The organism is Pseudomonas sp. RIT-To-2, from assembly GCF_029623465.1.
GTDB classification, from domain to species: domain Bacteria; phylum Pseudomonadota; class Gammaproteobacteria; order Pseudomonadales; family Pseudomonadaceae; genus Aquipseudomonas; species Aquipseudomonas silvicola.
Genome location: NZ_JAPYKM010000022.1, coordinates 67,934 through 94,623, shown reverse-complemented (window position 1 = coordinate 94,623; position 26,690 = coordinate 67,934). Strand labels below are relative to the sequence as shown.

Below are 26,690 nucleotides of genomic sequence, written 5' to 3'. Positions count from 1 at the left end.
CCTCGGGCATCGAGTTCATGACGGCGAATGGTACATTGAGAGAGCTTATCAAAGACTCGTGGCGCTTGCGGTGAAGCTAGCGTCATGTCGCACACTGTCCTGACGAGCCTCTGTCAGACTTCTCATTGTTCCATACGTTGCGCCACGCCCACGCAAATGGCCATGATCAGTTTCAGTTCCTTCTGCACCGTGCTTGCCGATACCTGCAGTTGCCCAGCGATTTCCAGGTAGCTGCAGCCATGCAGCCGGCTGAGGATGAAGATGCGTTGCTGGCGGGCGGTCAATTGGCCCAGGCTGGTGTTGAGGCGCATCAGCAATTGCTCGGCATGGGCGGCTTCTTCCGGCGTGCTCTGGATCGCGGCGACGCTGTACACCACTTCGCTGGGCACGTCTTCGAGCAGGGTGCGTTCCTGTACCTTGCGGGCGCGCAGGTGGTCCAGCGCCAGATTGCGCGCGGTTTGAAAGACGAAGGGTTCCAGATGGTCGATGGCCCGCTCGCTGAGCGCACGGGTAACCCGCAGGTAGGTTTCCTGCAGCAGGTCTTCGGCCGTGCTGGGGTTATCGACCATGCGCTGCAAGGTGCGCAGCAGGCTGAGCCGCTGGGTGAGGAAGACAGCGTTGAAGTGTGACTGACTCACAGCGATACCGAACCAATGGGATGTTAATGATAATGCTTATCATCTAGCCCCGAGGTCAAGTACAAGAATGTAAATGTTTGGTTGCCCCTTACCCCAGCCGAGCCTCAACGGCGGGCAACGCGGTCCGACAGGGGACCGCTTGCTGGTGAAGCGCCACCCGCGCGGCGCTTCACCGGTCCTCGCTCTGTTTTCCCGGCATCACTGCGCGTTGAACAGCGCCAGGCAGTTATCCAGCATGCGGTTCGAGAAACCCCATTCGTTGTCGTACCAAGCCATGATCTTCAGCATCTTCCCAGAGACCTTGGTGTGATTGGCATCGAAAATCGAAGAGAGCGGGTTGTGGTTGAAGTCGCAGGACACCAGCGGCAGGGTGTTGTAGCCCAGAATCTTGGAGTGCTGGCTGGCTTCCTTCATCAGCGCGTTGACCTCGTCGGCAGAGGTCTCGCGCGACAGGTTCACGGTCAGGTCCACCAGGGAAACGTTGATCACCGGCACCCGGACGGCCATGCCGGTCAGTTTGCCGGCCAGTTCCGGCAGCACCAGGCCGACCGCCTCGGCGGCGCCGGTCTTGCTGGGGATCATCGACTGGGTGGCCGAACGCGCCCGGAACGGGTCGCTGTGGTACATGTCGGTCAGCACCTGGTCGTTGGTGTAGGCGTGTATGGTGGTCATCAGGCCCTGTTCGATGCCCAGTTCGCGGTGCAGCACCTGGGCCACCGGAGCCAGGCAGTTGGTGGTGCACGAAGCGTTGGAGATGACCTGATGGGAGGCGCGCAGGATGTCATGGTTCACCCCGTACACCACGGTGGCGTCAACGCCTTTGGCCGGCGCCGAGATGATCACCTTGCGGGCGCCGGCCTGGATGTGCGCGGCTGCTTTGGCGCGGTCGGTGAACAAGCCGGTACATTCGAACACCACGTCGATGCGCTCGGCTTTCCACGGCAGGTCGGCCGGGTTGCGGATGGCGCTGACCGCAATACGGTCACCGTTGACCGTGATGCTTTCCTGGTCGGACTCCACGGTCGCGTCGAAGGCACCATGCACGCTATCGAACTTGAGCAGGTGGGCGTTCATCGCGCTGTCACCCAGGTCGTTTATCGCGACGACCTGCAGGTCCTGGCGGTAGCCTTGGGTATACAGTGCACGGAGCACGTTGCGGCCGATGCGGCCAAAACCGTTGATGGCAATTCGAAGCGTCATTGTCGGTACCTGCGTTCAGATTGTGTGCGCTGCCCTCTCAATATGAGGCGCTGAGCGAGGTAAATCGTTCACAGAATCTGTTTTGTTATTGGAATTACAAGATTATTCGCAAAAAAATAGAAAACAAGCCTTTTTTCATGGCAATATTTTGTCTTATCTACAACGAGTGACCGGCGCGGCTGTTCCTGTTGATCACAAGCAAGCCTAGGCCTGAAGCCTGGGCGGCGAATGGAAGAATGGGAAATTCGGTGCAGCGGTCACCCCCATAGCCTGGAGTTCTCCACATGCATCCCCGCGTTCTAGAGGTTACCCAACGGCTGATCGACCGCAGCCGCGCGACGCGCGAGCGTTACCTGCAACTGATCCGCGGGGCTGCCAGTGATGGCCCTATGCGTGCCAAGCTCCAATGCGCCAACTTCGCCCACGGCGTGGCCGGCTGCGGCACCGAAGACAAGAACGCGCTGCGGATGATGAACTCCGCCAACGTGGCCATCGTGTCTTCCTACAACGATATGCTCTCGGCGCACCAGCCCTACGAAACCTACCCCGAGCAATTGAAGCAGGCCCTGCGCGAGATTGGCTCGGTCGGTCAGTTCGCCGGCGGCGTGCCCGCCATGTGCGACGGTGTGACCCAGGGCGAGCCGGGCATGGAGCTGGGCATCGCCAGCCGCGAAGTGATCGCCATGTCCACCGCCGTGGCGCTGTCGCACAACATGTTCGACGCCGCGCTGATGCTGGGTATCTGCGACAAGATCGTACCGGGCCTGATGATGGGGTCGCTGCGCTTCGGCCACCTGCCGATGATCTTCGTGCCGGGCGGGCCGATGCCCTCGGGTATTTCCAACAAGGAAAAAGCCGACGTCCGGCAGCGCTACGCCGAGGGCAAGGCCAGCCGCGAAGAGCTGCTGGAATCGGAAATGAAGTCCTACCACAGCCCGGGTACCTGCACCTTCTACGGCACCGCCAACACCAACCAATTGCTGATGGAAGTGATGGGCCTGCACCTGCCCGGCGCGTCCTTCGTCAACCCGAACACCCCGCTGCGCGATGCCCTCACCGTGGAAGCGGCGCACCAGGTCACGCGCATGACCAAGGCCAGCGGCACCGGCTTCATGCCCATCGGCGAGATCGTCGATGAGAAAGCGCTGGTCAACTCCATCGTCGCGCTGCACGCGACTGGTGGCTCGACCAACCACACCCTGCACATGCCGGCCATCGCCATGGCGGCGGGCATCATCCTGACCTGGCAGGACATGGCCGACCTGTCCGAGGTGGTACCCACCCTGTCGCACGTCTACCCGAACGGCAAGGCTGATATCAACCACTTCCAGGCCGCCGGCGGCATGTCGTTCCTGATCCGCGAACTGCTGGCCGCGGGTCTGTTGCACGAAGACGTCAACACCGTGGCCGGCCACGGCTTGAGCCGCTACACCCAGGAGCCGTTCCTGGACAACGGCAAGCTGGTATGGCGCGAAGGCCCCGTGCAGAGCCTGGACGAAAATATCCTGCGCCCGGTGGCCCGTGCGTTCTCGCTGGAGGGTGGCCTGCGGGTGATGGAAGGCAACCTCGGCCGCGGCGTGATGAAGGTCTCGGCCGTGGCCCCCGAACACCAGGTGGTCGAGGCCCCGGCCCGGGTGTTCGAAGACCAGCAGGACCTGGCCGACGCCTTCAAGGCCGGTGAGCTGGAACATGATTTCGTCGCCGTGATGCGTTTCCAGGGCCCGCGCTCCAACGGCATGCCCGAGCTGCACAAGATGACGCCGTTCCTGGGCGTGCTGCAGGACCGCGGCTTCAAGGTGGCACTGGTAACCGACGGGCGCATGTCCGGTGCATCGGGCAAGATCCCGGCCGCTATCCACGTGTGCCCTGAAGCCTTCGATGGCGGCGCGCTGGCCAAGGTGCGCGACGGTGATATGATCCGCGTGGACGGCGTCAAGGGCACCCTGGAGGTGCTGATGGACGCCGCTGAATTCGCCGCGCGCACCCCCGCCGTGGGCCAGCTGGCCAACGCCGTGGGCTGCGGGCGCGAACTGTTCGGTTTCATGCGGCTGGCCTTCAGCTCGGCGGAGCAAGGCGCCAGCGCCTTCACGTCCGGCCTGGAGAATCTCAAATGAAGCTCGCCCTTGTAGGCGATATCGGCGGCACCAATGCCCGCTTTGCGTTGTGGGAAAACAACGACCTGCACTCTGTGCGGGTGTTTCCCACGGCCGACTACACCAGCCCCGAGCAAGCCATCGGGGTCTATCTGAAAGACCTGGGCCACGAGCGCGGCGCCATCGACGCGGTGTGCCTGGCGGTCGCCGGGCCGGTCAGCGGCGATGAATTTCGCTTTACCAATAGCCACTGGCGCCTGAGCCGCAAGGCCTTCTGCGATACCTTGCAAGTAGAGCACCTGTTGCTGATCAACGATTTCACCGCCATGGCGCTGGGGATGACTCGGCTGCAGGACGGTGAATTCAAGGCCGTGTGCCCAGGCACCGCCGACCCTGAGCGGGCCGCCGTGGTGATTGGGCCAGGGACGGGGCTTGGGGTGGGCACGTTGCTGCACACCGGCGCGGGCCAGTTCGTGGCGTTGCCGGGCGAGGGTGGCCATGTCGACCTGCCAGTGGGCAACGCCCGCGAGGCACAGTTGCGCCAGCACATCCAGGATGAGATCGGCCATGTCAGTGCCGAAACCATCCTCAGTGGCGGTGGTCTGCTGCGCCTGTACCAGGCCATCTGCGCCGTGGACGGCCATGCGCCGACGCTGAACACCCCGGCGGCTGTGACTTCGGCCGCGCTGGCTGGTGACCCGGTGGCCAGGGCAGTGATCGACCAGTTCTGTCGCTTCCTGGGCCGTGTGGCGGGCAACAATGTGCTGACCGTGGGCGGCCGCGGCGGGGTGTATATCGTCGGTGGCGTGATCCCGCGTTTCATCGATTTGTTCCTGGCCAGCGGCTTCGCCGAGAGCTTCAGCGACAAGGGTTGCATGAGCGAATACTTCCAGGGCATTCCCGTGTGGGTTGTGACCGCCGAGTTCTCGGGGCTCATTGGTGCCGGTGTGGCCTTGCAGCAGGCACGGGGCTAGGCGTTTAATCTGTGCCTATTGATCGGGCGCCACGACCCGACGCTGGACACAAGGACGCAGCACGTGACCACTGCCGGCAAAACAATATTGCTGGTCGACGACGACCAGGAAATCCGCGAACTGCTGGACACCTACCTCACCCGCGCGGGCTTTACCGTCCGCACCACGGGTGACGGCCAGGCCTTCCGCCAGGCCCTCAACGAGGCCCCGGCGGACTTGGCCATCCTCGATGTCATGCTCCCCGACGAAGACGGCTTCAGCCTGTGCCGGTGGGTGCGCCAGCACCCGCGCCAAGGGCAGATGCCGATCATCATGCTCACCGCCAGCTCCGACGAGGCCGACCGGGTCATTGGCCTGGAACTGGGGGCCGATGATTATCTGGGCAAGCCCTTCAGCCCGCGCGAGCTGCAGGCGCGCATCAAGGCGCTGCTGCGCCGCGCCCAGTTCGGCCAGGAGCGCGCCGGTGAAGTGGTAGCGTTCGATGACTGGCGGCTGGACATGATCAGCCATCGGCTGTTTCACACCGACGGCGAGGAAGTGTTTCTTTCCGGTGCCGATTTCGCGCTGCTCAAGCTGTTCCTCGACAACCCCCAGCAAATCCTCGACCGCGACACCATCGGCAATGCTACCCGTGGCCGTGACCTGATGCCCCTGGACCGCATCGTCGACATGGCCGTGAGCCGGCTGCGTCAGCGTCTGCGCGACACGGACAAACCGCCCCGGCTGATCCGCACCGTGCGCGGCAGTGGCTACCTGCTGGCGGCCAGCGTTGTCACGGCTTAAGCGGCTGGTGCCGCGCTCACTGCTGGGGCGCATGCTGCTGCTGACCTTGTTCGTAGTGCTGTTGGCCCAGGGCCTGTCGAGCCTGATCTGGGTCTCGCAGTTGCGCGCCACCCAGTTGGAAGGGCTGGTCACCACGGCACGCAGCCTGGCGCATTCCATGTCGGCCAGCGTCAGCTATTTCCGCTCGTTGCCCCTGGCGTACCGGCCCATGGTGCTGGAACAGCTGCGCAGCATGGGTGGCACGCGCTTCGTGGTGTCGCTCAACAACCGCCCGCTGGACATGCAGGTGCTGCCCCCGACCGTGCGCAAGACCGCGGTCATCCAGGCCGTGGATAGCGTGTTGCGCGAGAGCCTGGGGGCGCCGGTGGACCTCTCGGTGCAATTCGTCAGCCCCCAGGACCTGCGCATCTTCAACAGCGGCCTGGCCCTGGATGAGCTGCCACGCTCCTGGGCGCATTATTCCCTCACCCTGGAGCCGGTGAACCCGCCCGTGCTGGTCACCCAGATCCGCCTGGGCGAAGGCGAATGGCTGTACATCGCCTCGTTGCTCCCCGAGCCCTACACCAGCCTGGAAGAAGAGGGGCTGCCCGCCCAGCAATGGTGGTTCATTCTGCTCACCAGCTCGTTTCTGTTGCTGTTCATCGGCCTGCTGGTGCACTGGCAGAGCCGCCCGCTCAAGCGCTTGGCCCGCGCGGCACGGGAGCTGTCCCTGGGTGCCGAGCCAGAAGAACCGGAGGTGGAGGGCGGCGGTAGCGAGGTGATTGAGGTCAGCCGCGCCTTCACCGCCATGCGCGAACGCATCAGCCGCTACCTTACCGAGCGAAGTCAGCTGTTCAGTGCCATCTCCCACGACCTGCGAACCCCCATCACCCGCCTGCGCCTGCGGGTGGAGCTGCTGGAAGACGAGGCCCTGGAAGCCAAGTTCGGTCGCGACCTGGATGAACTGGAACTGCTGGTCAAAGGCGCGTTGCAGTGTGTGAAGGACACCGACATTCACGAAAACATCGAGCCGGTGGACCTCAACCATGTCCTGGACTGCCTGATCGAACCGTTTCTCTCCCCGGGTGGCGACGGCCGTGTGACCCTGCATGGCGGCGCCTGGAAGCCCTACCCGGGCAAACCCCTGGCGCTGAAGCGCTGCATGGGCAACCTGATCGACAACGCGCTGAAATACGGCGACCGGGCACACCTGCACGTGGAAGACGACCCCAAGGCGTTCATCCTCCACGTGGATGACGAAGGGCCCGGGGTACCGGCGTTGCGGTTGGAAAAGGTGTTTGAACCGCATTTCCGCTTGTCGGGCAATCAGCAGGGCTACGGGTTGGGGTTGGGCATCGCGCGCAATATCGCCCATAGCCATGGGGGGGAGGTAAGCCTGCGTAACCTGCCGGAGCGGGGGTTGCGGGTGACGTTGTATCTACCACGTTAATCTTGGTTCCTGCACCCGTCAGCCCTGGTACGGCCTGAAGCCGAAAAACAAAGCGGACCAGGCAATCCCACTGGCATAACTGGCCCGAAACAAATGTAGGAGCAGAGCTTGCTCGCGAAGCGCCGCGCGGGCGGCGCACGGTCGCAAGGGCGCCACAAAACCATCGACTAGCGCTTGGTGGCCATGATGAGATCTCTAGCGGGGCCCCGAAAGCCTGTCATGAAACTGCATCAGGGCTGCCAGTTGCATGGCTTGGGTTTCTCCAGCGCCCTTGAGACCGTGCGCCGCCCGCGCGGCGCTTCCCGAGCTGGCGCCCGGTCCTACATCTGTTTCGGGCCAGTCATGTCTGTGCCATTGCCTGGACCGCCTTGTTGGTTCGCCTTGGGATTGGGATCGGCCCGCCCTGACAAACCCTGTCACCAGACAGTGACATTTGGTTACCTGCGAATTCCCCACCCTTGATTAAACTGCCTACGCGAATAACAAAAAACCAAGGACACCCATGGAACGGTTGCAGCTGGAATTCAGCAGTTGGCTCAATACCCCCTCCCATCACCACTGGCTGGCGGCCGAGGGTTTGCGGTTGCTGGATTTCGCCCGGGCGTCGAAGCTGAGTGAAGGCTTTGGCCACCTGGATGAACGCGGATGGCTGCCTGATGCCCCGGCACAAACGCTGATCACTGCGCGCATGACTCACAGCTTTGCCCTGGCCAGCCTGCAAGGCCTGCCGGGTTTCGCGGCACTGGTCGATCATGGCCTGGAGGCGCTGGCAGGCAGCCTGCGCGATGCCGAGCAGGGCGGTTGGTACGCCGTGGCCCATGCGGCCGACGGCGACATGGGCAAGGCCGCTTACCTGCACGCCTTCGTCGCCCTGGCCGCCAGCAGCGCGGTGGCGGCCGGCCGGCCCGGCGCCCAGGCCTTGCTGGACCGGGCCATTGAAGTGATCCTGATGCGGTTCTGGAGCGAGGAGGAGGGCGCCATGCGCGAGTCTTTCGACCGCTTGTGGAGCCGCTCGGAGCCCTATCGCGGTGCGAACAGCAACATGCACAGCGTCGAGGCCTTCCTGGCCCTGGCCGATGTGACCCACGACCCCCACTGGCTCGAACGCGCCCTGCGCATCGCCGAGCGGGTCATTCACCAGCATGCCGTGCCCAACCAGCACCGGGTGATCGAACATTTTCATCCGGACTGGTCGGCCGACCTCGACTATAACCAGGCTCAGCCCGCTGATCCGTTCCGTCCCTACGGCAGCACGCCGGGCCACGCCTTTGAGTGGGCGCGCCTGCTGTTGAACCTGGAAGCCGCGTTGCTGGACGCCGTGCGCCCGGCGCCTACCTGGCTGCTGGCCAGCGCCCGTGGCCTGTTCGAACAGGCCTGCCGTACCGCCTGGCACGCCGACGGCGCGCCGGGGCTGGTCTATACCCTGGACTGGAACGACAAGCCGGTGGTGCGCCAGCGCATGCACTGGGTCACCGCCGAAGCCATCGCCGCCTCGGCTGCGCTGCTGCGTCGTACCGGCGATGTGCAGTACGAGCACTGGTATCGCGACTTCTGGGAGTTCGCCGCCGTGCACCTGCTGGACCGAGAACACGGCAGCTGGCACCACGAACTCGACCCGCAGAACAGGCCCAGCGCCACTGTTTGGGCCGGTAAACCCGACCTCTACCACGCCCTGCAAGCCGTGCTGTTGCCGCGCTTGCCATTGGCGCCCAGCCTGGCCAGCAGCCTGGCGCGCCTGGGCGGGCAGCACATTGTCACCGGTTGGTGACATTTGCGCATCGCTTCGTTACCTGGCGCACTAAATACCCTGTTTACACTCCACGCAGCGCAAGCATCAGACTTGCAATGCATAACAACAAAAAAGGGAATCCGATGAACGCGATCAATCGCCTCGCCGCTGTCATTTCGCTTGCCACCCTGTTTCCCCTCGCCGCGCACGCTGCCGATGCCAAAGGCAACGTCGAAGTGGTGCACTGGTGGACCTCGGGCGGTGAAGCCAAGGCTGTGGGTGTGCTCAAACAGCTCGTCGAGAAAGATGGCTACACCTGGCAGGACAGCGCTGTCGCCGGCGGCGGTGGTGCCGCTGCCATGACCGTGCTGAAAACCCGTGCCGTGTCGGGCAACCCGCCCTCTGCCGCGCAGATCAAGGGGCCGGACATTCAGGAATGGGCCTCCCTGGGCCTGCTGACCAATGTTGACGCCGTGGCCAAGGCCAACAACTGGGACAAGCTGCTGTCCAAGACCGTCTCCGACACCATGAAATTCGAAGGCCATTACGTGGCCGTGCCGGTGAACATTCACCGCGTCAACTGGCTGTGGGTCAACCCCGAGGCCTTCAAGAAGGCCGGCATCGCCAAGGCCCCCACCACCCTGGAAGAACTCTACGCCGCTGGCGACAAGCTGAAGGCCGCCGGCATCATCCCGATCGCCCACGGTGGCCAGCCGTGGCAGGACAGCACCGTGTTCGAAGACATGGTACTGAGCGTCATGGGCGCCGACGGCTTCAAGAAAGCCTTCATCGACCAGGACGAGGCGACCCTCACCGGCGCTGAAATGACCAAGGTGTTCACCGAGCTCAAAAAGCTCAAGACCTACATGGACCCGGACGGCGCTGGCCAGGACTGGAACCTGGAAGCGGCCAAGGTCATCAGCGGCAAGGCCGGCATGCAGATCATGGGCGACTGGGCCAAGAGCGAGTGGAGCGCGGCAGGCAAGAAAGCCGGCAGCGACTACGAGTGCGTGCCATTCCCCGGCACCCAGGGCAGCTACACCTACAACATCGACTCCCTGGCCATGTTCAAGCTGGCCAAGAAGAACGACACCCCCGGCAACAACGCTGCGCGTGACGACCTGGCCAAGGTCGTCCTGGAGCCGGAATTCCAGTACGTGTTCAACCAGAACAAAGGCTCCATCCCGGTTCGCAACGACCTGGACATGACCAAGTTCGACAGCTGTGGCCAGGCCTCGGCCAAAGACTTCGCCGACGCCGACAAGGCCGGCAAGCTGGAACCGAGCATGGCGCATAACATGGCCACTTCGCTGGCGGTACAAGGCGCGATCTTCGACGTCGTCACCAATTTCATGAGTGACAAGAACGCCGACCCTGCCAAGGCTGCCAAGCAACTGTATGCCGGTATCTCTTCGGCCAAGTAACGCCGTATAGATAACGCGTCCGATACCTGCGCCGGGGTTCTCCCTCCCCATCCCCCGGCGCAGGGATTCGGTGCCGATTGACCTTTACACTGGATTTCTCGATGAGCTCTGTGGCTGTGTTCAGCAAGGCCTCGCCGTTCGATGCGCTGCAACGCTGGCTCCCCAAAGTGGTGCTGGCGCCAAGCATGCTGATCGTGCTGGTCGGTTTCTACGGTTACATTTTCTGGACGTTCATTCTTTCGTTCACCACCTCCACGTTCATGCCGACGTACACCTTCGCCGGCCTGGCGCAATACGAGCGTTTGCTCAACAACGACCGCTGGTGGGTGGCAAGCAAGAACCTCGCCGTGTTCGGCGGCATGTTCATCGCCATCAGTCTGGTACTTGGGGTATTCCTGGCGGTGCTGCTGGACCAGCGCATCCGCCGCGAAGGGTTCCTGCGCACCATTTACCTGTACCCCATGGCGTTGTCGATGATCGTCACCGGCACGGCCTGGAAATGGCTGCTCAACCCAGGCCTGGGCCTGGACAAGATGCTGCGTGACTGGGGCTGGGAAGGCTTTCGCCTGGACTGGCTGATCGACCAGGACCGCGTGGTGTATTGCCTGGTGATTGCTGCGGTGTGGCAAGCCTCGGGCTTCGTCATGGCGCTGTTTCTGGCGGGGCTGCGCGGGGTCGACCAGTCGATCATTCGCGCCGCCCAGGTGGACGGCGCCAGCCTGCCCACCATCTACCTGAAGATTGTGTTGCCCAGCCTGCGGCCGGTGTTCTTCAGTGCCTTCATGATCCTGGCCCACATCGCCATCAAGAGCTTCGACCTGGTGGCGGCCATGACCGCCGGTGGCCCGGGCTACTCCTCGGACCTGCCCGCCATGTTCATGTATTCGTTCACCTTCAGCCGTGGCCAGATGGGCGTCGGCTCGGCGAGTGCGATGCTGATGCTCGGCGCGATCCTGGCGATTCTGGTGCCGTACCTGTATTCGGAATTGAGGAGCAAGCGCCTTGAATAGTGCCTATGGCAAACCTGCGCTGACCTTCAGCCGCGTGGCTATCTACGCCACCTTGATCCTTGCCGCGGCCGTGTACCTGGTACCGCTGGTGGTGATGCTGCTGACCAGCTTCAAGACCCCTGACGATATTCGTACCGGCAACCTGCTGAGCCTGCCCGAGGTGTTCACCGGCATCGGCTGGTTGAAGGCCTGGGACATCGTTGGCGGGTTCTTCTGGAACTCGGTGAAGATCACCGTGCCTGCGGTGCTGATCTCGACTTTCGTCGGTGCCATGAACGGATACGTGCTGTCCATGTGGCGCTTCCGCGGTTCACAGCTATTCTTCGGCCTGCTGCTGTTCGGCTGTTTCCTGCCGTTTCAGACGGTATTGCTGCCTGCTTCATTCACGCTCGGCAAGCTGGGCCTGGCCAATACCACCACGGGTCTGGTCATCGTGCACATTGTGTATGGGCTGGCCTTTACTACGCTGTTCTTCCGTAACTATTACGTCAGCGTCCCGGATGCACTGGTCAAGGCCGCGCGGCTGGATGGTGCAGGGTTCTTCACCATTTTCAACAAGATCCTGCTGCCCATGTCGATTCCGATCATCATGGTCTGCCTGATCTGGCAGTTCACCCAGATCTGGAACGACTTCCTGTTCGGCGTGGTGTTCGCCAGTGGCGACGCGCAGCCGATCACGGTGGCGCTCAACAACCTGGTGAACACCAGCACGGGTGCCAAGGAATACAACGTAGACATGGCCGCGGCGATGATCGCCGGCCTTCCGACATTGCTGGTGTACATCATGGCCGGCAAGTATTTCCTGCGTGGGCTAACCGCCGGCGCGGTCAAGGGGTAGAAACATGGCAACGCTCGAACTGCGCAACGTAATCAAGACCTATGGCAGCGGCCTGCCGGACACCTTGAAAGACATCCAGCTGAGTATCGATTCCGGTGAGTTCCTGATCCTGGTCGGCCCCTCTGGCTGTGGCAAGTCCACCCTGATGAACTGCATCGCGGGGCTGGAAAACATCACCGGCGGCGCCATTCTGGTGGACGGCGCCGACATCAGCGGCATGAGCCCCAAGGACCGTGACATCGCCATGGTGTTCCAGTCCTACGCCCTGTACCCCACCATGACCGTGCGCGAGAACATCGCCTTTGGCCTGAAGATTCGCAAGATGTCCGCCGCGGCCATCGACGAGGAAGTGGCGCGGGTCTCCAAGCTGTTGCAGATCGAACACCTGCTCAACCGCAAGCCGGGCCAGCTGTCCGGTGGCCAGCAGCAGCGCGTGGCCATGGGCCGGGCGCTGGCGCGGCGGCCGAAGATCTACCTGTTCGACGAACCGCTGTCCAACCTCGACGCCAAGCTGCGGGTCGAGATGCGCACTGAAATCAAGTTGATGCACCAGCGCCTCAAGACCACCACCGTGTACGTCACCCATGACCAGATCGAGGCCATGACCCTGGGTGACAAGGTGGCGGTGATGAAGGACGGCATCATCCAGCAGTTCGGCACGCCCAAGGACATCTACAACGACCCGGCCAACCTGTTCGTCGCCAGCTTCATCGGCTCGCCGCCGATGAACTTCATCCCGCTGCGCCTGCAGCGCAAGGACGGCCGCCTGGTGGCCCTGCTCGACAGCGGGCAGGCCCGTTGCGAGCTGCCCCTGGCCATGAGCGACGCGGGCCTGGAAGACCGCGAAGTGATCCTGGGCATGCGCCCTGAGCAGATCGTGCTGGCCGGTGCGCAGGAGAACGGCTTGCCGAGCATCCGCGCCGAGGTTCACATCACCGAGCCGACCGGCCCGGACACCCTGGTCTTCGTCACCCTCAACGACACCAAGGTCTGCTGCCGCCTGGCCCCCGATATGGCGCCGCGCGTGGGCGAGACCCTGAACCTGCAATTCGACCCGGCGAAGGTGTTGCTGTTCGACGCCCAGACCGGCGAACGCCTGGGGGCGGTGGGGCGTGCACAGGCATCTCTTGCAGGCGACAACGTCGCGCAGTTCAAGGGGCGCTGAATCCGTGCCGGGCGGCCTGTCGCCCGGCATCACCGAAGTACACCGCGTTTATCAACAGCCAATAACAATAAGACGAGGAAGCAAAGGATGAAAAAGCGCATGAACAAGTCAGCACGCAATCGTTTGTTGCAGGTCTCGGTGCTCAGCGCACTGGGCCTGGCCACAAGCGCCCACGCGTACGACGCCTTCGACCCGGAATCGCCGTGGATGCTCGGTGACTGGGGTGGGGAACGTACGGAACTGTTGAACAAGGGCTATGACTTCACGCTGGAGTACGTGGGTGAGGCGGGCAGCAACCTGGGCGGCGGCTACGACAAGCACGTGACCGCGCGTTACAGCGACCAGTTCGCCCTGGGCGTGGACATGGACCTGAACAAGATCCTTGGCTGGAAGGATGCGGAGTTCAAGCTGACGGTCACTGAGCGTAGCGGCCGCAACATCTCCAACGACCGCATCGGCGACCCGCGTGCCGGCACCCTCAGCTCCTCGCAGGAAGTGTGGGGCCGTGGCCAGACCTGGCGTCTGACCCAGATGTGGTACAAGCAGAAGTTCTTCGACGGTGCACTGGACGTCAAGGTCGGCCGCTTCGGCCCGGGCGAAGACTTCAACAGCTTCCCGTGCGACTTCCAGAACTTGACCTTCTGCGGCTCGCAAGTGGGTAACTGGGTGGGCGGTATCTGGTACAACTGGCCTGTCAGCCAGTGGGCCGGGCGCGTGAAGTACAACCTGACCCCCGAGTTCTACATGCAGGTGGGTGCGTACAACCAGAACCCGTCCAACCTGGAAACCGGCAACGGCTTCAAGCTCAACGGCAGCGGTACCAAGGGCACCATCCTGCCGGTCGAAGGCGTGTGGTCGCCACAGATCAACGGGCTGCCGGGTGAATACCGCCTGGGTTACTACTACAGCACCGCCAAGGCTGATGACGTCTACGACGGCATCGATGGCCAGCCACAACCGGTGTCGGGTGCCTACAAGACCCACGGCAGCAAGCACGGCTGGTGGATCGTGGCACAGCAACAACTGACCGCCCACAACGGTGATGCCAGCCGCGGCTTGAGCGTGTTCGCCAACTTCACCGTGCATGACAAGGCCACCAACTACATCGACAACTACCAGCAGGTAGGCCTGGTGTACAAAGGCCCGTTCGACGCACGGCCCAAGGATGACATCGGTGTAGGTATCGGCCGTATCCATGTCAACGACGACGCCCAGGACCGCGCCAAACTGGTCAACCAGCTCAGTGGCATCGACGACTACGACAACCCCGGCTACCTGCCCGTGCAGGACACCGAGTACGACGCCGAGATCTACTATGGCTTCCATGTGACCAACTGGCTCACCGTGCGCCCCAACCTGCAATACATCAAGCACCCGGGTGGTGTTGACCAGGTGGACAACGCAGTGGTGGCTGGCCTGAAGCTGCAAACCAAGTTCTGACGCAAAAAGGGCGCTGAACCCGCCCTGCAGGCGCTGGCTTGCCAGCGAGCTTTTGATACCGTGAAAAGCTCGCTGGTACGCCAGCACCGACCCCTCGCCACAAATCCCGCCAATTCCTTTGCGGCAAAAAGCTCGGCGAAAAACTGGTTTATATCGGTAAGATAGCGCTACCTCGAATAATATCAGCCGACCTCGGTGAGCTTTACTTCCATGTCTACTGTCATGCACGACCACCCGCTCCAGCGTTTCTTCAAATCGCAGCGGCCTCGGCCCACCTTTGAGTGGGAGCGTTTTCAGCAGCGCGACGTGCTGGTCATCGACCACCCCAAATGCCAGGCGGTGTTCAGCCGCCAGGGCGCGCAATTGCTGCACTTTCGCCCCCAGGGGCAAAAGCCCTGGCTGTGGTGCTCGGGCCATTGGCCCCAGGCCGGCGCCATCCGCGGTGGTGTGCCGGTGTGCTGGCCGTGGTACGGACGGCACCCCAGCGAAGGCATGTGGCCAGCCCACGGCTGGGGCCGCCTGGTGGATTGGAAACTGCACGACACCAGTGAAGACAATGATGGCGTGACCCTGCACTGGCGGCTGATGCTATGCGACTGGCAGGTAGACCTGCACGCGCGGCTGGGTGACCAGATGGAGTTGCGCCTGAGCACCGAGCACCAGGACAGCCTGCCGTGTCAGCTCAGCCATGCATTGCTGGCCTACTGGCGCATCGGGGATGTGAATGAAGTGAGCCTGGCGGGGCTGGACGGCGTGCAGAGCTACGACAAGCTGAGCCGCAAGACCACCACCCAAAAGGGCGAGCTGGAAGTGACAGGCGCCTGCCAACGGGTGTTCAGTGGGGCCAACCAGCTGCACCTCAAAGACCATGCCTGGGCGCGAAAGCTGGCCATCCACACGGCTGACAGCGAGGACACCGTGGTGTGGCACCCCGGTTCGCGGCCATTGCTGGGCGTGGCGGGCAACGAAAGCCAGGGGTTTCTGTGCGTGGAGGCCACCAGTGGCAGCCAGGACAACCTGAGCCTGGCGCCTGGCGAGAAAGCTCATATCAGCCTGCAGGCGCGCCTGTTGAATTGATGTCGAAGCTGCGAGCCAAGCTTGCTCGCGATGAGGGCGGCGCCGGGTATCAGGCAATCTTCAACCCACATCACTCATCGATGGGGTAGCGGCTGGCGTTCAGGCTTTCCTTGATCTTGCGCAGGTGCGGCTGGAAGTCCGCGCCGCGACGAAGGGTCATGCCCGTGGCCAGCACATCGAGTACGGTTAACTGAATGATCCGCGAGGTCATCGGCATATAGATGTCGGTGTCCTCGGGCAGCGGGATGTTCAGGCTGAGGCTGCTGGCCTTGGCCAAGGGCGAGTCCTTGGCGGTCAGGCCCAGTACCGACGCGCCGTTTTCCCGCGCCACTCGCGCCACTTCCACCAGTTCGCGAGTGCGCCCGGTGTAGGAAATGATCACAAACAGCTCGCCGGTGTGTGCCACCGAGGCCAGCATCCGCTGCATCAGCACATCGGCGTGAGCCGACACCGCCAGGTTGAAACGGAAGAACTTGTGCTGGGCGTCCAATGCTACCGGCGCCGACGCGCCCAGGCCGAAGAAATGGATCTGCCGCGCCTGTATCAGCATGTCCACGGCGCGGCTGATCAGCTGAGGATCCAGTTGCTGACAGGCGCTGTCCAATGATGCAATGGCACTGCCGAAAATCTTCTGCGTGTAGGCGGCCGGATCATCATCGGCTTCCACCGCGCGGCTGACGTAGGCAGCGCCGCTGGCCAGGCTCTGGGCCAGTTGCAGCTTGAGCTCGGGGTAACCACTGACCCCGAACGAACGGCAGAACCGGTTGACCGTCGGTTCGCTGACCGAGGCGGCCTGGGCCAGCGCGGCAATACTGAAGCGGGTGGCTTGCTGAGGGTTGAGCAAAATGACTTCGGCGACTTTTCGCTCAGCCTTGTTCAGCTCTTCGAGGCGGCCCTGGATTTGCTCCAGGAGATTACGCACGCGGTCCATGTTATGTCCTTGGGTCGAGGATGCAGCCAGTACAGCTGTCTGGCGCGGCTGTATTCACGGGTGGCCTATCGTACTGACGGCTTGGTGCGATCACCACTCGAATCTGCTGTACCGGGAAAATGTTGTGTTTATTACTACATTTTCCCTTGAATGGTGCCTTGAAAAAAGGTATTTCTAGTCTAACTTGATAAAAGAACAAACATCATGCCTTCGACTTCCGTAGAACCCTGCACTTTTGCCTTGTTTGGCGCCTTGGGCGACCTGGCATTGCGCAAGCTGTTCCCGGCGCTCTACCAGCTTGATCGAGCCCAGCTGCTGCACGACGACACGCGCATTCTGGCGCTGGCCCGCGAGGCCGGCACGCCCGAGCAGCATCTGGCCAATATCGAGGAACACCTGCGGCTGTATGTGGCCAAGGCGCAGGTCGAAGAAGAGCCGCTGCGTCGCTTCCTGGCGCGGCTGAGCTACGTGCATGTTGATTTCATGAGGGCTGAGGACTACGTCCAGTTGGCCGAGCGGGTAGGCGCCAGTGAGCAGTTGATCGCTTACTTCGCCACTCCGGCTGCTGTCTACGGCGGCATCTGCGAGAACCTGGCCAAGGTCGGGCTGGCCGAACGCATTCGTGTGGTGCTGGAAAAGCCAATCGGCCACGACCTGGCTTCCTCGCGTCGGGTCAATGACGCGGTGGCGCAGTACTTCCCGGAAAACCGCATCTACCGTATCGATCACTACCTGGGCAAGGAAACGGTACAGAACCTGATCGCCCTGCGTTTCGCCAACAGCCTGTTCGAAACCCAGTGGAACCAGAACTACATTTCCCACGTGGAAATCACCGTGGCCGAGGAAGTTGGCATCGAAGGGCGCTGGGGCTATTTCGACCAGGCCGGCCAGTTGCGCGACATGATCCAGAACCACCTGTTGCAGCTGTTGTGCCTGATCGCCATGGACCCGCCCGCCGAACTTTCGGCCGACAGTATTCGTGACGAGAAGGTCAAGGTGCTCAAGGCGCTGGCGCCCATCAGCGGCGAAGGCCTGGCCACCCAGGTAGTGCGTGGCCAGTACATTGCCGGCTACAGCCGCGGCAAGGCGGTGCCCGGCTACCTGGAAGAAGAGAATTCCAACACCCAGAGCGACACCGAGACGTTCGTCGCCCTGCGTGCCGATATCCGCAACTGGCGTTGGGCCGGCGTGCCGTTCTACCTGCGTACCGGCAAGCGCATGCCGCAGAAACTGTCGCAGATCGTCATCCACTTCAAGGAACCGCAGCACTACATCTTCGCCCCCGAACAGCGCCTGCAGATCAGCAACAAGCTGATCATCCGCCTGCAACCGGACGAAGGCATTTCCTTGCGGGTGATGACCAAGGACCAAGGCCTGGACAAAGGCATGCAACTGCGCAGCGGCCCGCTGCAACTGAACTTCTCCGACACCTACCGCAGCGCGCGCATCCCCGATGCCTACGAGCGGTTGTTGCTGGAGGTGATGCAGGGCAATCAGAACCTGTTTGTCCGTAAAGATGAAATCGAATATGCGTGGAAGTGGTGCGACCAGTTGATCGCCGGCTGGAAGAAGTCTGGCGATGCGCCCAAGCCGTACGCGGCGGGGTCGTGGGGGCCTATGAGCTCCATCGCACTGATTACCCGCGATGGGAGGTCCTGGTATGGCGATATCTGAACTCAAACTGCCAAGCGAAGTGGTTCCACGCGACTTCGCCAGCCCACCTCTGCTGGCCGAAGGGCTGGCAGCCACGGTGGCCGACAAACTGCGTGCTGCCATCGAGCAGCGCGGCGTCGCCACCCTGGTCGTCTCCGGTGGCCGCAGCCCGGTGATGTTTTTCCAATGCCTGGCGCGCCAGGCACTGGACTGGTCCAAGGTGGTGGTCAGCCTGGCCGACGAGCGTTGGGTGCCGGTTGAGCATGCTGACAGCAACGCTGGCCTGCTCAAGCGCTACCTGCTGGTAGGGCCGGTAGCCAAGGCGCGTTTCGTCAGCCTGTACAGCCCGGCCCAGAACCTGGAACTGGCGGCTGATGAAGCCGACGCCGTGCTGGGTGAATTGCCCGCCATCGATGTGCTGATCCTGGGCATGGGTGACGACGGTCACACCGCGTCGCTGTTCCCCAACAGCCCGAACCTGGCCCAGGCGCTGGAGCCTGCCGGTAGCCGTCGCTGCCTGCCGATGCTGGCACCCACCGTGCCGCACCAGCGCCTGACCATGACCCGCGCCCTGCTGGCCACGGCCGGTTACACCGCGCTGTCGCTGCAGGGGCAGGGCAAATTGAACACGCTGCGTGACGCGCTGGCGGGCGATGACATTGCCCAGATGCCGGTGCGCGCCTTCTTACACTCTCCACTGGATATCTACTGGTGCCCCTGAGCCAAGGATCAGCCGCTATGACGACACTCGAAAAACAACAACTGGTGCAAAACCGCATGGCGGACAAGATCGCCCTGATCGACACCCTGGCCGCCAAGGCGAAAATTCTTCCGGTGATCACCATCGCCCGTGAAGAAGACATTCTGCCGCTGGCCGATGCCTTGGCTGCCGGTGGCCTGACTGCACTGGAAGTGACCTTGCGTTCCGAGCTGGGCCTGAAGGCCATTAAGCTGCTGCGCGAGGAACGCCCCGAGTTGATCGTCGGTGCCGGCACCGTGCTGGACCGCCACATGCTGGCGGCCACCGAGGCCGCGGGCTCGCAGTTCACCGTGACCCCGGGCGTGACCCAGGACATGCTCGAAGCGGGCGTGGAAAGCCCATTGCCGCTGCTGCCGGGCATCAGCAGCCCGTCGGAATTGATGATGGGCTACGCCCTTGGCTACCGCCGCTTCAAGCTGTTCCCGGCGGAAGTGAGCGGTGGCGTGGCGGCGATCAAGGCATTTGGCGGCCCTTTCCCCTCGGTGCGTTTCTGCCCGACGGGGGGCGTTGGCCCAGCCAACCTGAAAAGTTACATGGCCCAACCCAACGTGATGTGCGTGGGCGGCTCCTGGATGCTGGACAGCGCGTGGATCAAAAACCGCGACTGGGCACGCATCCAGGAATGCACGGCAGAGGCGCTGTCGCTGTTCGACTGATTTTTGCTTGCTGTTGGTTGTTTTACGGCTTTTTGGGGCGCTTGGTCGGCGCCCCTTTTTTTTGCCCGGAGTTTTTGTGTCTGGCTTCCCGAGCATCGCGTTTTCAGTGCTTGGGCGCCGGCCGGTTATGCTTCTTGCGCAACGGCTCCAGCAGGTCCGAGAGCCCGTTGTGGTCGATCTCCTGCATCAGCGCCAGCAACCCGCCCAGCTCCCCCTTGGGGAACCCCTCCCGCGCGAACCAGTTGAGATAAGGGCCTGGCAGGTCGGCCAGAATACGCCCCTTGTATTTGCCGAAGGGCATTTCACGCGTAATCAGCAGTTCAAGTTTTTCCGGATTCATGGGCATCAAATACTGGGGTGCAAAAGGAAATCGAAGATACATGCATTCTGCATGACCGCCAAACCCGTTTCATGCAGAACGCGGCAATCCAGAAGTTCATTTATATTATAACTTGTTGAATTAAAAGGGTTTTTACAGATCGTAAAACTTGGCACAAACCCTGCGATATACCTTCGTAACCTTTCAACCCACGAGGGAATCGAAAATGTCCAATCCAAACAAAGAAGTTATCTCGGTACTGAACGACCTGATCGAAACCAGCAAGGACGGCCAGAAAGGTTTCCAGACCTGTGCCGAAGACATCAAGAACGCCGAACTGAAAGCCCTGTTCGTCAAGCACGCTCAGGAATGCGGTGAGGCAGCGGCCGAGTTGCAACGCGAAGTTCGTGCATTGGGTGGCGACCCGGAAGACTCTACCAGTGTGGCCGGTGACCTGCACCGCCGTTGGGTAGACGTGAAGTCGCTGTTCACCGGCAAAGGTGAAGAAGCTGTGCTGAACGAAGCCGAGCGCGGTGAAGACCACGCCCTGAAAGCGTACAAGGAAGCGTTGGCCAAGCCCTTGCCAGCCAATATTTACGCGATTGTCGAGCGCCAGTTCCACGGCGTGCAGCGTAACCATGACCAGGTCAAGGCGCTGCGCAACATTGCCCGCGCTAGCTGATCATCGATAGCTGAAGCAACGCCGGCTTGTACAGGAGCTGGCTTGCCAGTGAGCTTTTTGCCCAAATAGCTCGCTGGCAAGTCAGCTCCTGTCGTTGCTTTTATAAAGCCGCTCTTCACTGAAACCTACCTGGTTCCGGCCATTGTCCTTCGCCTGGTAGAGCGCCAGGTCCGCCGATGCGAGCAAATCCTCCAGCTTCAGCCCGCACCGTGATCTGTGTGTGCCCACCCCCACACTGACCGTCACCGGCGTGGCATCGTCACCATAGGGTGGCTGATGTTCGACGGCATTGCGGATGGTCTCGGCGATGATCAGCGCGCCGTTCAGGTCGGTCTCGGCCAGCACCACCATGAATTCCTCCCCGCCGTAACGCGCCACCAGATCTGCCGGCCTTCGTACGCAGCCGGCAATGACTTTGGCCACCTGCTGCAATGCTTTGTCGCCACCCGGGTGCCCATGGCGTTCGTTGAAAGCCTTGAAGTGGTCGACATCGATCATCAGCACCGACAGCGGTTTGCCACTGCGCTGGGTCCGCGCCCATTCGGTGCGCAGGGTGCGGTCCAGGCTACGGCGGTTGGCCAGCCCCGTCAGGCTGTCGGTCGACGCCAGGGTGGCCAGCTCGCGCTCGGCGCTCAGGCGCCGGCGCAGTTCACGGCCCATCATCAGGCATAGCCACAGCAAGGCCAGGCACAGCAGCGCGGTGGCGGTACCCACGAAAGCCACGGTGCGGCGCCAGGGGGCGTACACCTCTTCGGTGGACAAGGCGACGATCACCACGAACGGCAGTTGTCCGACTTTGGCGAAGGTATACAGACGTTCCTTGTTATCCAGGCTGGAGGTGGAAACGAAGCTGCCGCTGCCCTCGCGCACGACGCGCTGGAAGTTGGGCCGTTGGCTGAAGTCCTGGCCAATCAGGTCCTGGCCAGGCACCTGGGGCTCGCGGGCCAGGAACAGGCCTTGCTCGCTGATCAGGTTGACGTTGCTGTCCTTGCCAATGGTCAGGCTCTTGAACAGCCCGGCGAAATAGGCCAGTTGCAATGCTCCCGATGCCACGCCGAGGAATTGGCCATTGGGCGAGGAAATACGCCGGCTGAAGCTGATGCACCAGCCCAGGTTGCCGATACGGTCGTGGAAGGGCGCGCTGATCTCCAGCCCCGCGTCCGGGTGGTCCCGCAGGTACTGAAAATTGGGGCGGTCACTGAAGTTGGCCTGGCGCGGTGGGTAGCTGTGTGAATCGGCGATGATGTCGCCCGCCGGGCTCAACCACAGAATATCCCCGCGAAACGGGCCGGTGATGGCCGCGTCGAACAACACCCGGTAGCGCAGGCTTTGGGGAATGCGCTGGAAGTCGGGATGCTGAGTGGCTTCGATCAGCGCTTTGATCGACTGGTCATACAGGTCGACGTTGCGCTGCACATCGAGGTTGATCAGTTGCACGATATTATTCGCCGAGCGCGCGGCAGAGCGCTCGGCGCTATCGTGCTCACGCACCAGCAAGAAGGTGACGATGCTGACAATCGCGATAATAGTCAGCGCACAGCCGATATATAAATACCGAAGCGGTGCGCGCGATTGCCGCCGTGAAGTTGGGTTGGTCGGGCGCAAGTCAACGAGCTCTGATCATTTCAATCGCCGCGGTACTTGTGTCGTTCCATGGCACGACAGGCGCGGGCGGGGCCCGGTGAAACCGGGATGTCAGCGGCGCGCTGAATAGCGTCTGACGCAGTGAATATCGCTACTGCAAGGGGGCTGAGGCGCGCTAGGCGGCGGTATTCTAGGAGGGTTGAAATTGTAGGACAAGCGTGATTGGAAAATAATGGCACCGTTTAAGACGAACGTGCTGATTGTTCAGTCAGGATTATGCTCACATTCTTTTGTGTTTCTTGAAGTTACCGTGAAAATGAAAAGCCGGCATCAACTGCCGGCTCCTGGATCATTTAAACGTTTGTTTTAGAAAATATTGATCGGGTAATCAACGATGACCCGGTATTCATCAGCATTGTGGTCCACCGCCTTGTAGCCGTCGCCACCACGGTTGGTCGCCCAGCGCAGGCGCACGCCCAGGTTTTTGGCAGGGCCTTCCTGAACCACGTACTTGAGATCCACATCCCGCTCCCAGTGCTTGGCGTCTTTGCCATCGGCGCTGTAATAGCTGTAGCCCGAATCCGGGTTCTGGGTGGCCTTGGTCAGGTCCATGGTACCGCGGGTGTAGGACACGGCCGAGGTCAGGCCCGGCAAGCCCCAGCCCACGAAGTCGTAGGCGTATTGCAGCTTCCACGACTTCTCGCCGGGGGCGTTGAAGTCCGAGTACTGCTGCGAATTGTCGAGGAAGATGCTGTCGCCGTCCTGGATGTAGTCGAACGGCGTGTTGCCGTTGACCTTCTGCATGGACGCGGTCACGGTCTGGTGGCCCACGGTCACGCCCAGGTGCAGGCTGAAGGTGTTGTTGTCGATCGGGCCCAGCAAGGCCTGGCCGCTGTCTTCGGTATGGTAGTAATGGAAGCCGGGGTTCAGGCTGACCAGGTCGTTGAGCGCCCAGGTGTAGTCCAGGTCGTAGTAGTACTGGTTCCAGATGTCCTTGAGCTGCGAGGCATACAGGCTGGTGGTCACGCCCGGCAGGCCCGTATAGGTGCCGCCCGCCCAGTCCATGTGCTTGCTTTCCTTGCCGTCGGGCAGGGCGCCGTAGTAGGTGCCGATGCGGCCGTTGCCACTCTGGTTGAACAGCTTGTCGAAGCTGACCTGGCCAGCGTCCAGGGTCAGGTGGTCGATGCTGGTGTTGGTCGCCTCGAAACCGCGGAAGGTCATGGGCAGCATGCGGGTCGAGCCGCCAGCGATGACCGGGTTGTTGAGGAACAGGTCACCGGCGCGGACGATGGTGTTGAACGCACGCATCTTCACTGCGCCGCCGGCCGAGGAGAACGAGTCCGGCGCATCGCCGTACAGGTTGTCGGGTTTCGTCGAAGCCGTGGTCGGCAGGATGCTCGAACCACCGCTACCGCCACCGCCGTCCAGTTTCAGGCCCAGCATGGCATTGAGGTCTACACCAAAGCCCACGGTGCCTTCGGTGAAGCCCGACTGGAAGATGCCGATGAAGCCCTGGCCCCATTCCTTGCTGTCCTGCTTGCCGTCGTGGCGGTCGTGGTTGAAGTAGTAATTCTTGAGGTCCAGCGTCAGGCTGGAGCCGGCGATGAAACCGTCCTGGTTGTTGGTGGCCGGGGCGTCGTCAGCGAACGCGGCACCGGACATCGTTGCAGCCAATGCAACGAAAAGGGGGGTAAAGCGGAATGTCGATTTCACTGCTGTTAAACTCCTTGGTAAACATTATTTAACTTTGGCAGTTGTTATTTTCATCAGCTCAGTTTTTTGTAATAGGTAAAATCGGGTGTAGATCTGTGTTATCGACACGCAAAAAAAAGCCGCTGAAAGCAGCGGCTTTAAGATCAATCGCTCGGACAACGATCATCTGAGCAACGTCGAGGGAAAAAGTTTCGTCAGCAACTTCAGCTCGCCTTGGCATTGTCGCCCTGGGCCTTCACCGCCTGGGCCTGTTGGCTGTTTTCGTGCTGTTGGGCCTTCTGCGCCAACGCTTCCTGATGCTGTTCGAAGTTGGCTTGAATAGCCTCGTTCCGCGCCACGAATGCCGGCGATTCTTCCGCCATGGCCAGTGGGGACAACAACAGAGAAGAGAGAATGAATGCGCTGGCAATACCCATTGAGTTGGACATCTGGAGAAGCCTTCTTGCGTCTGCAAGTTCGTTTGTGTGGCGCCAATATATAAAGCGTGGGGCCACCGAACAAGTGAAAATAAAGATAAGAGCCTTTACAGAACTTGTAACAGTAGCCGTTGATCAGGCGGGAAGGCTGATGCCAAAGGTGTTGGCGCCGTTCTGGCTGCGCACGAAAACATTGCCCCCGTGCATCAGGGCGATGGCTTTGACGATGGCCAGGCCCAGGCCGTGGTTGGCGCCGCTGTTGCTGCGCGAGGCGTCCACGCGATAGAAGCGTTCGAACAACATGGGCAGGTGTTCGTCGTCGATGCGTGGGCCGGGGTTGCTCACTTCGATGTCCACCTGGTCCCCCCGGGGCTGGATGTGCACGTCGATGTGCTGGCCGGCAGCCGTGTGCTGCACGGCATTGTTGAGCAGGTTGATCAGGGCCCGACGCAGGTGGGCGCGTTCGATGTGCACCAGCGCATCGCCGCTGACCCGTACGCTGATCTGCGCGTCTTCGAGGATGAAGTCCAGGTACTCGACAGTGGTTGCCACTTCCTCGGCCAGGGAGCTGGCAGTCAGTTGCGTGGCCTTGCTGCCCTGGTCGGCGCTGGCCAGGAACAGCATGTCGTTGATGATGCTGCGCAGGCGTTCCAGTTCTTCAAGGTTGGATTGCAGTACCTCGAAATAATGCTCGGCGGAGCGGCCACGGGTCAGGGCTACCTGGGTCTGGCCGATGAGGTTGGTCAGCGGCGAGCGCAGTTCGTGGGCGACATCGGCGTTGAAGGCTTCCAGGCGGCTATAGGCCTGGTCGACCCGTTCCAGCGATGAATTGAAAGCGGCCGCGAACTGCGCCAGCTCCGGCGGCAGGGAGGTCAGTTGCAGGCGCCCGGAAAGCCGGGGCGGCGCCAGTTTCTGCGCCTCGCGAGAGAGGTTGCCCAATGGCCGCAGGCCCACCCTGGCCACCCAGTAACCCAGGCCGCACGTCAGCACAATGCCCAACGCGGCAAAGCTGACCAGCGACATGAAGAGGGTTTGGCGGGTCTGCGAAAAGCTGTCGGTGTCGATGGCTGCCAGGAAGCGCAGCGGGGGGCGCTGATCAATGGCCGGCAGGGCCACGGCCAGCACCCGCAACGGTGAGCGGTCACCAGGGCGGTTCAGGTCGCGCTTGCCGGTGGGGCCTTGAGCGAAGTGGCGGATCTGCTGGTCCGGGGTACCGTATTCGAACGTCGGGTTGCTGCTGACCACCCAGAAGTGCAGGCGTCGGTCCTCTTCCTCGAGCAGTTTTAGTTTGGCGACAATCTTGGCCCAGCGCTCCGGGGAACCGTCGCGGGTAAGCACTGACTCCAGCACGCTATAGCGGGCGTCCAGCTCGGCTTCGGGCAGTAACCCCAGGCTCTTGTTCACCCGACAATAGATGGCCCAGCCGCTGAGCAGGAAGATCACCATGGCCACCAGGGTAAACAAGGCGCTGAGGCGCATGGCGATGGAGTTAGTACTCACGCCGGCTCTCCAGCACATAGCCCATGCCGCGGATGGTGTGCAGCAGTTTTTCCTCGAACGGGCCGTCGAGCTTGGCGCGCAGGCGCTTGATGGCCACCTCGACGACGTTGGTGTCGCTGTCGAAGTTGATGTCCCAGACCAGCTCGGCAATCGCGGTTTTCGAGAGAATCTCGCCCTGGCGCCGGGCCAGAACGCTGAGCAACGAGAACTCCTTGGCCGTGAGGTCCAGGCGCTGGCCGCCGCGGCTGGCCTTGCGGCTGATCAGGTCGATCCACAGGTCGGCAACGCTGACCTGCACCGGCTCGTGGCCGCCGCTGCGGCGGGTCAGGGCCTGCAACCGGGCCACCAGTTCCAGGAAGGAGAAGGGTTTGCCCAGGTAGTCATCGGCGCCCTCGCGCAGCCCGCGAATGCGGTCTTCCACCCGTTCGCGGGCGGTGAGCATGATCACCGGCGTCTGTTTGCGCGCGCGCAAGGCACGCAGCACGCCGTAGCCATCCAGGCCGGGCAGCATCACGTCAAGGACGATCACGGCATAGTCGCTCTCAAGGGCCAGGTGCAGCCCTTCGATGCCGTCCGGGGCTACATCCACGGTAAAGCCTTGTTCCGTGAGGCCGCGGTACAGGTAGTCAGCGGTCTTTTCTTCGTCTTCGATAATCAGGATACGCATGGTCCGCTC

24 protein-coding genes are annotated in these 26,690 nt (G+C 62.1%); 15 read left to right on the top strand and 9 right to left on the bottom strand.

The features are described from left to right. Positions 1 to 122 precede the first annotated feature (122 nt). Positions 123 to 638 carry an RNA polymerase sigma factor gene (locus QBK88_RS19560; RefSeq protein WP_268145261.1) on the bottom strand — a complete coding sequence of 172 codons (516 nt, stop codon included), beginning with the start codon at positions 636 to 638 and terminating at the stop codon, positions 123 to 125. A gap of 198 nt (positions 639 to 836) precedes the next feature. Then, on the bottom strand, positions 837 to 1,838 hold the full coding sequence (gap, locus tag QBK88_RS19555) for a type I glyceraldehyde-3-phosphate dehydrogenase (protein ID WP_268145259.1): 1,002 nt from the start codon (positions 1,836 to 1,838) through the stop codon (positions 837 to 839). Positions 1,839 to 2,122: 284 nt separating this feature from the next. Here gap and edd point away from each other — a divergent pair, with 284 nt between their 5' ends. The 11 genes from edd (at position 2,123) to QBK88_RS19500 (ending at position 15,800) form a co-directional block, all read left to right on the top strand. Next, complete coding sequence (edd, locus tag QBK88_RS19550; RefSeq protein ID WP_277963323.1) at positions 2,123 to 3,952, top strand: phosphogluconate dehydratase; 1,830 nt, start codon at positions 2,123 to 2,125, stop codon at positions 3,950 to 3,952. Next, complete coding sequence (locus QBK88_RS19545) at positions 3,949 to 4,905, top strand: glucokinase (protein WP_277963322.1); 957 nt, start codon at positions 3,949 to 3,951, stop codon at positions 4,903 to 4,905. Before edd ends, QBK88_RS19545 begins: the two co-directional genes overlap by 4 nt. 63 nt (positions 4,906 to 4,968) lie before the next feature. Continuing rightward, positions 4,969 to 5,688 carry a response regulator transcription factor gene (locus QBK88_RS19540; RefSeq protein ID WP_277963321.1) on the top strand — a complete coding sequence of 240 codons (720 nt, stop codon included), beginning with the start codon at positions 4,969 to 4,971 and terminating at the stop codon, positions 5,686 to 5,688. Positions 5,689 to 5,719: 31 nt separating this feature from the next. Continuing rightward, positions 5,720 to 7,117: a sensor histidine kinase gene (locus tag QBK88_RS19535; protein ID WP_277963331.1), complete on the top strand. Its 1,398-nt coding sequence runs from the start codon at positions 5,720 to 5,722 to the stop codon at positions 7,115 to 7,117. A 502-nt stretch (positions 7,118 to 7,619) separates the two neighbouring features. Beyond that, complete coding sequence (locus QBK88_RS19530; RefSeq protein WP_277963320.1) at positions 7,620 to 8,885, top strand: D-mannose isomerase; 1,266 nt, start codon at positions 7,620 to 7,622, stop codon at positions 8,883 to 8,885. Between the two features lie 104 nt (positions 8,886 to 8,989). Then, on the top strand, positions 8,990 to 10,270 hold the full coding sequence (locus tag QBK88_RS19525) for an ABC transporter substrate-binding protein (RefSeq protein WP_277963319.1): 1,281 nt from the start codon (positions 8,990 to 8,992) through the stop codon (positions 10,268 to 10,270). Between the two features lie 101 nt (positions 10,271 to 10,371). Continuing rightward, positions 10,372 to 11,280: a carbohydrate ABC transporter permease gene (locus QBK88_RS19520; protein WP_277963318.1), complete on the top strand. Its 909-nt coding sequence runs from the start codon at positions 10,372 to 10,374 to the stop codon at positions 11,278 to 11,280. Then, positions 11,273 to 12,118 (top strand): carbohydrate ABC transporter permease, encoded by an 846-nt coding sequence (locus tag QBK88_RS19515; RefSeq protein WP_277963317.1) that lies wholly within the window; start codon positions 11,273 to 11,275, stop codon positions 12,116 to 12,118. Before QBK88_RS19520 ends, QBK88_RS19515 begins: the two co-directional genes overlap by 8 nt. Before the next feature lie 4 nt (positions 12,119 to 12,122). Further along, positions 12,123 to 13,283: an ABC transporter ATP-binding protein gene (locus QBK88_RS19510; RefSeq protein ID WP_277963316.1), complete on the top strand. Its 1,161-nt coding sequence runs from the start codon at positions 12,123 to 12,125 to the stop codon at positions 13,281 to 13,283. A 99-nt stretch (positions 13,284 to 13,382) separates the two neighbouring features. Beyond that, complete coding sequence (locus tag QBK88_RS19505; protein ID WP_445764966.1) at positions 13,383 to 14,723, top strand: carbohydrate porin; 1,341 nt, start codon at positions 13,383 to 13,385, stop codon at positions 14,721 to 14,723. A 222-nt stretch (positions 14,724 to 14,945) separates the two neighbouring features. After that, positions 14,946 to 15,800, top strand: coding sequence for a D-hexose-6-phosphate mutarotase (locus QBK88_RS19500; RefSeq protein WP_277963330.1), 855 nt, complete (start codon positions 14,946 to 14,948; stop codon positions 15,798 to 15,800). Positions 15,801 to 15,870: 70 nt separating this feature from the next. Here the strand turns inward: QBK88_RS19500 and hexR are convergent, their stop codons facing one another. Then, positions 15,871 to 16,722, bottom strand: a complete 852-nt coding sequence (hexR, locus tag QBK88_RS19495; protein ID WP_268151712.1) for a DNA-binding transcriptional regulator HexR — start codon at positions 16,720 to 16,722, stop codon at positions 15,871 to 15,873. 213 nt (positions 16,723 to 16,935) lie between these two features. Between hexR and zwf the strand changes: the two genes are divergently transcribed. From zwf to QBK88_RS19480, 3 genes are read left to right on the top strand one after another with little or no spacing between them, the layout of a single operon-like run. Beyond that, entirely contained in the window at positions 16,936 to 18,405 is a 1,470-nt protein-coding gene (zwf, locus tag QBK88_RS19490; protein ID WP_277963314.1) for a glucose-6-phosphate dehydrogenase, read from the top strand. After that, positions 18,392 to 19,105 carry a 6-phosphogluconolactonase gene (pgl, locus tag QBK88_RS19485; protein ID WP_277963313.1) on the top strand — a complete coding sequence of 238 codons (714 nt, stop codon included), beginning with the start codon at positions 18,392 to 18,394 and terminating at the stop codon, positions 19,103 to 19,105. The genes zwf and pgl overlap by 14 nt, the downstream gene beginning before the upstream one ends. A 17-nt stretch (positions 19,106 to 19,122) precedes the next feature. Continuing rightward, positions 19,123 to 19,800, top strand: a complete 678-nt coding sequence (locus tag QBK88_RS19480) for a bifunctional 4-hydroxy-2-oxoglutarate aldolase/2-dehydro-3-deoxy-phosphogluconate aldolase (protein WP_268145244.1) — start codon at positions 19,123 to 19,125, stop codon at positions 19,798 to 19,800. A 103-nt stretch (positions 19,801 to 19,903) separates the two neighbouring features. On the opposite strand, the gene QBK88_RS19475 is transcribed toward QBK88_RS19480, so the two are convergent. After that, positions 19,904 to 20,140 carry a DUF3820 family protein gene (locus QBK88_RS19475; protein ID WP_176569973.1) on the bottom strand — a complete coding sequence of 79 codons (237 nt, stop codon included), beginning with the start codon at positions 20,138 to 20,140 and terminating at the stop codon, positions 19,904 to 19,906. A 205-nt stretch (positions 20,141 to 20,345) separates the two neighbouring features. Between QBK88_RS19475 and QBK88_RS19470 the strand changes: the two genes are divergently transcribed. Continuing rightward, positions 20,346 to 20,801 carry a PA2169 family four-helix-bundle protein gene (locus tag QBK88_RS19470; protein ID WP_268145242.1) on the top strand — a complete coding sequence of 152 codons (456 nt, stop codon included), beginning with the start codon at positions 20,346 to 20,348 and terminating at the stop codon, positions 20,799 to 20,801. 81 nt (positions 20,802 to 20,882) lie between these two features. Here QBK88_RS19470 and QBK88_RS19465 read toward each other — a convergent pair whose 3' ends face one another. The 5 genes from QBK88_RS19465 to QBK88_RS19445 form a co-directional block, all read right to left on the bottom strand. Continuing rightward, positions 20,883 to 22,406 carry a sensor domain-containing diguanylate cyclase gene (locus QBK88_RS19465; protein WP_445764965.1) on the bottom strand — a complete coding sequence of 508 codons (1,524 nt, stop codon included), beginning with the start codon at positions 22,404 to 22,406 and terminating at the stop codon, positions 20,883 to 20,885. A 345-nt stretch (positions 22,407 to 22,751) separates the two neighbouring features. Continuing rightward, positions 22,752 to 24,098, bottom strand: coding sequence for an OprD family porin (locus QBK88_RS19460; RefSeq protein ID WP_277963311.1), 1,347 nt, complete (start codon positions 24,096 to 24,098; stop codon positions 22,752 to 22,754). Positions 24,099 to 24,301: 203 nt separating this feature from the next. Continuing rightward, a complete protein-coding gene (locus tag QBK88_RS19455; RefSeq protein ID WP_277963310.1) occupies positions 24,302 to 24,526 on the bottom strand; it encodes a hypothetical protein in 225 nt (74 codons plus the stop codon). 123 nt (positions 24,527 to 24,649) lie between these two features. Further along, a complete protein-coding gene (locus QBK88_RS19450; protein ID WP_277963309.1) occupies positions 24,650 to 26,014 on the bottom strand; it encodes a heavy metal sensor histidine kinase in 1,365 nt (454 codons plus the stop codon). Continuing rightward, positions 26,004 to 26,681 carry a heavy metal response regulator transcription factor gene (locus QBK88_RS19445; RefSeq protein ID WP_158154413.1) on the bottom strand — a complete coding sequence of 226 codons (678 nt, stop codon included), beginning with the start codon at positions 26,679 to 26,681 and terminating at the stop codon, positions 26,004 to 26,006. The genes QBK88_RS19450 and QBK88_RS19445 overlap by 11 nt, the downstream gene beginning before the upstream one ends. Positions 26,682 to 26,690 lie beyond the last annotated feature (9 nt).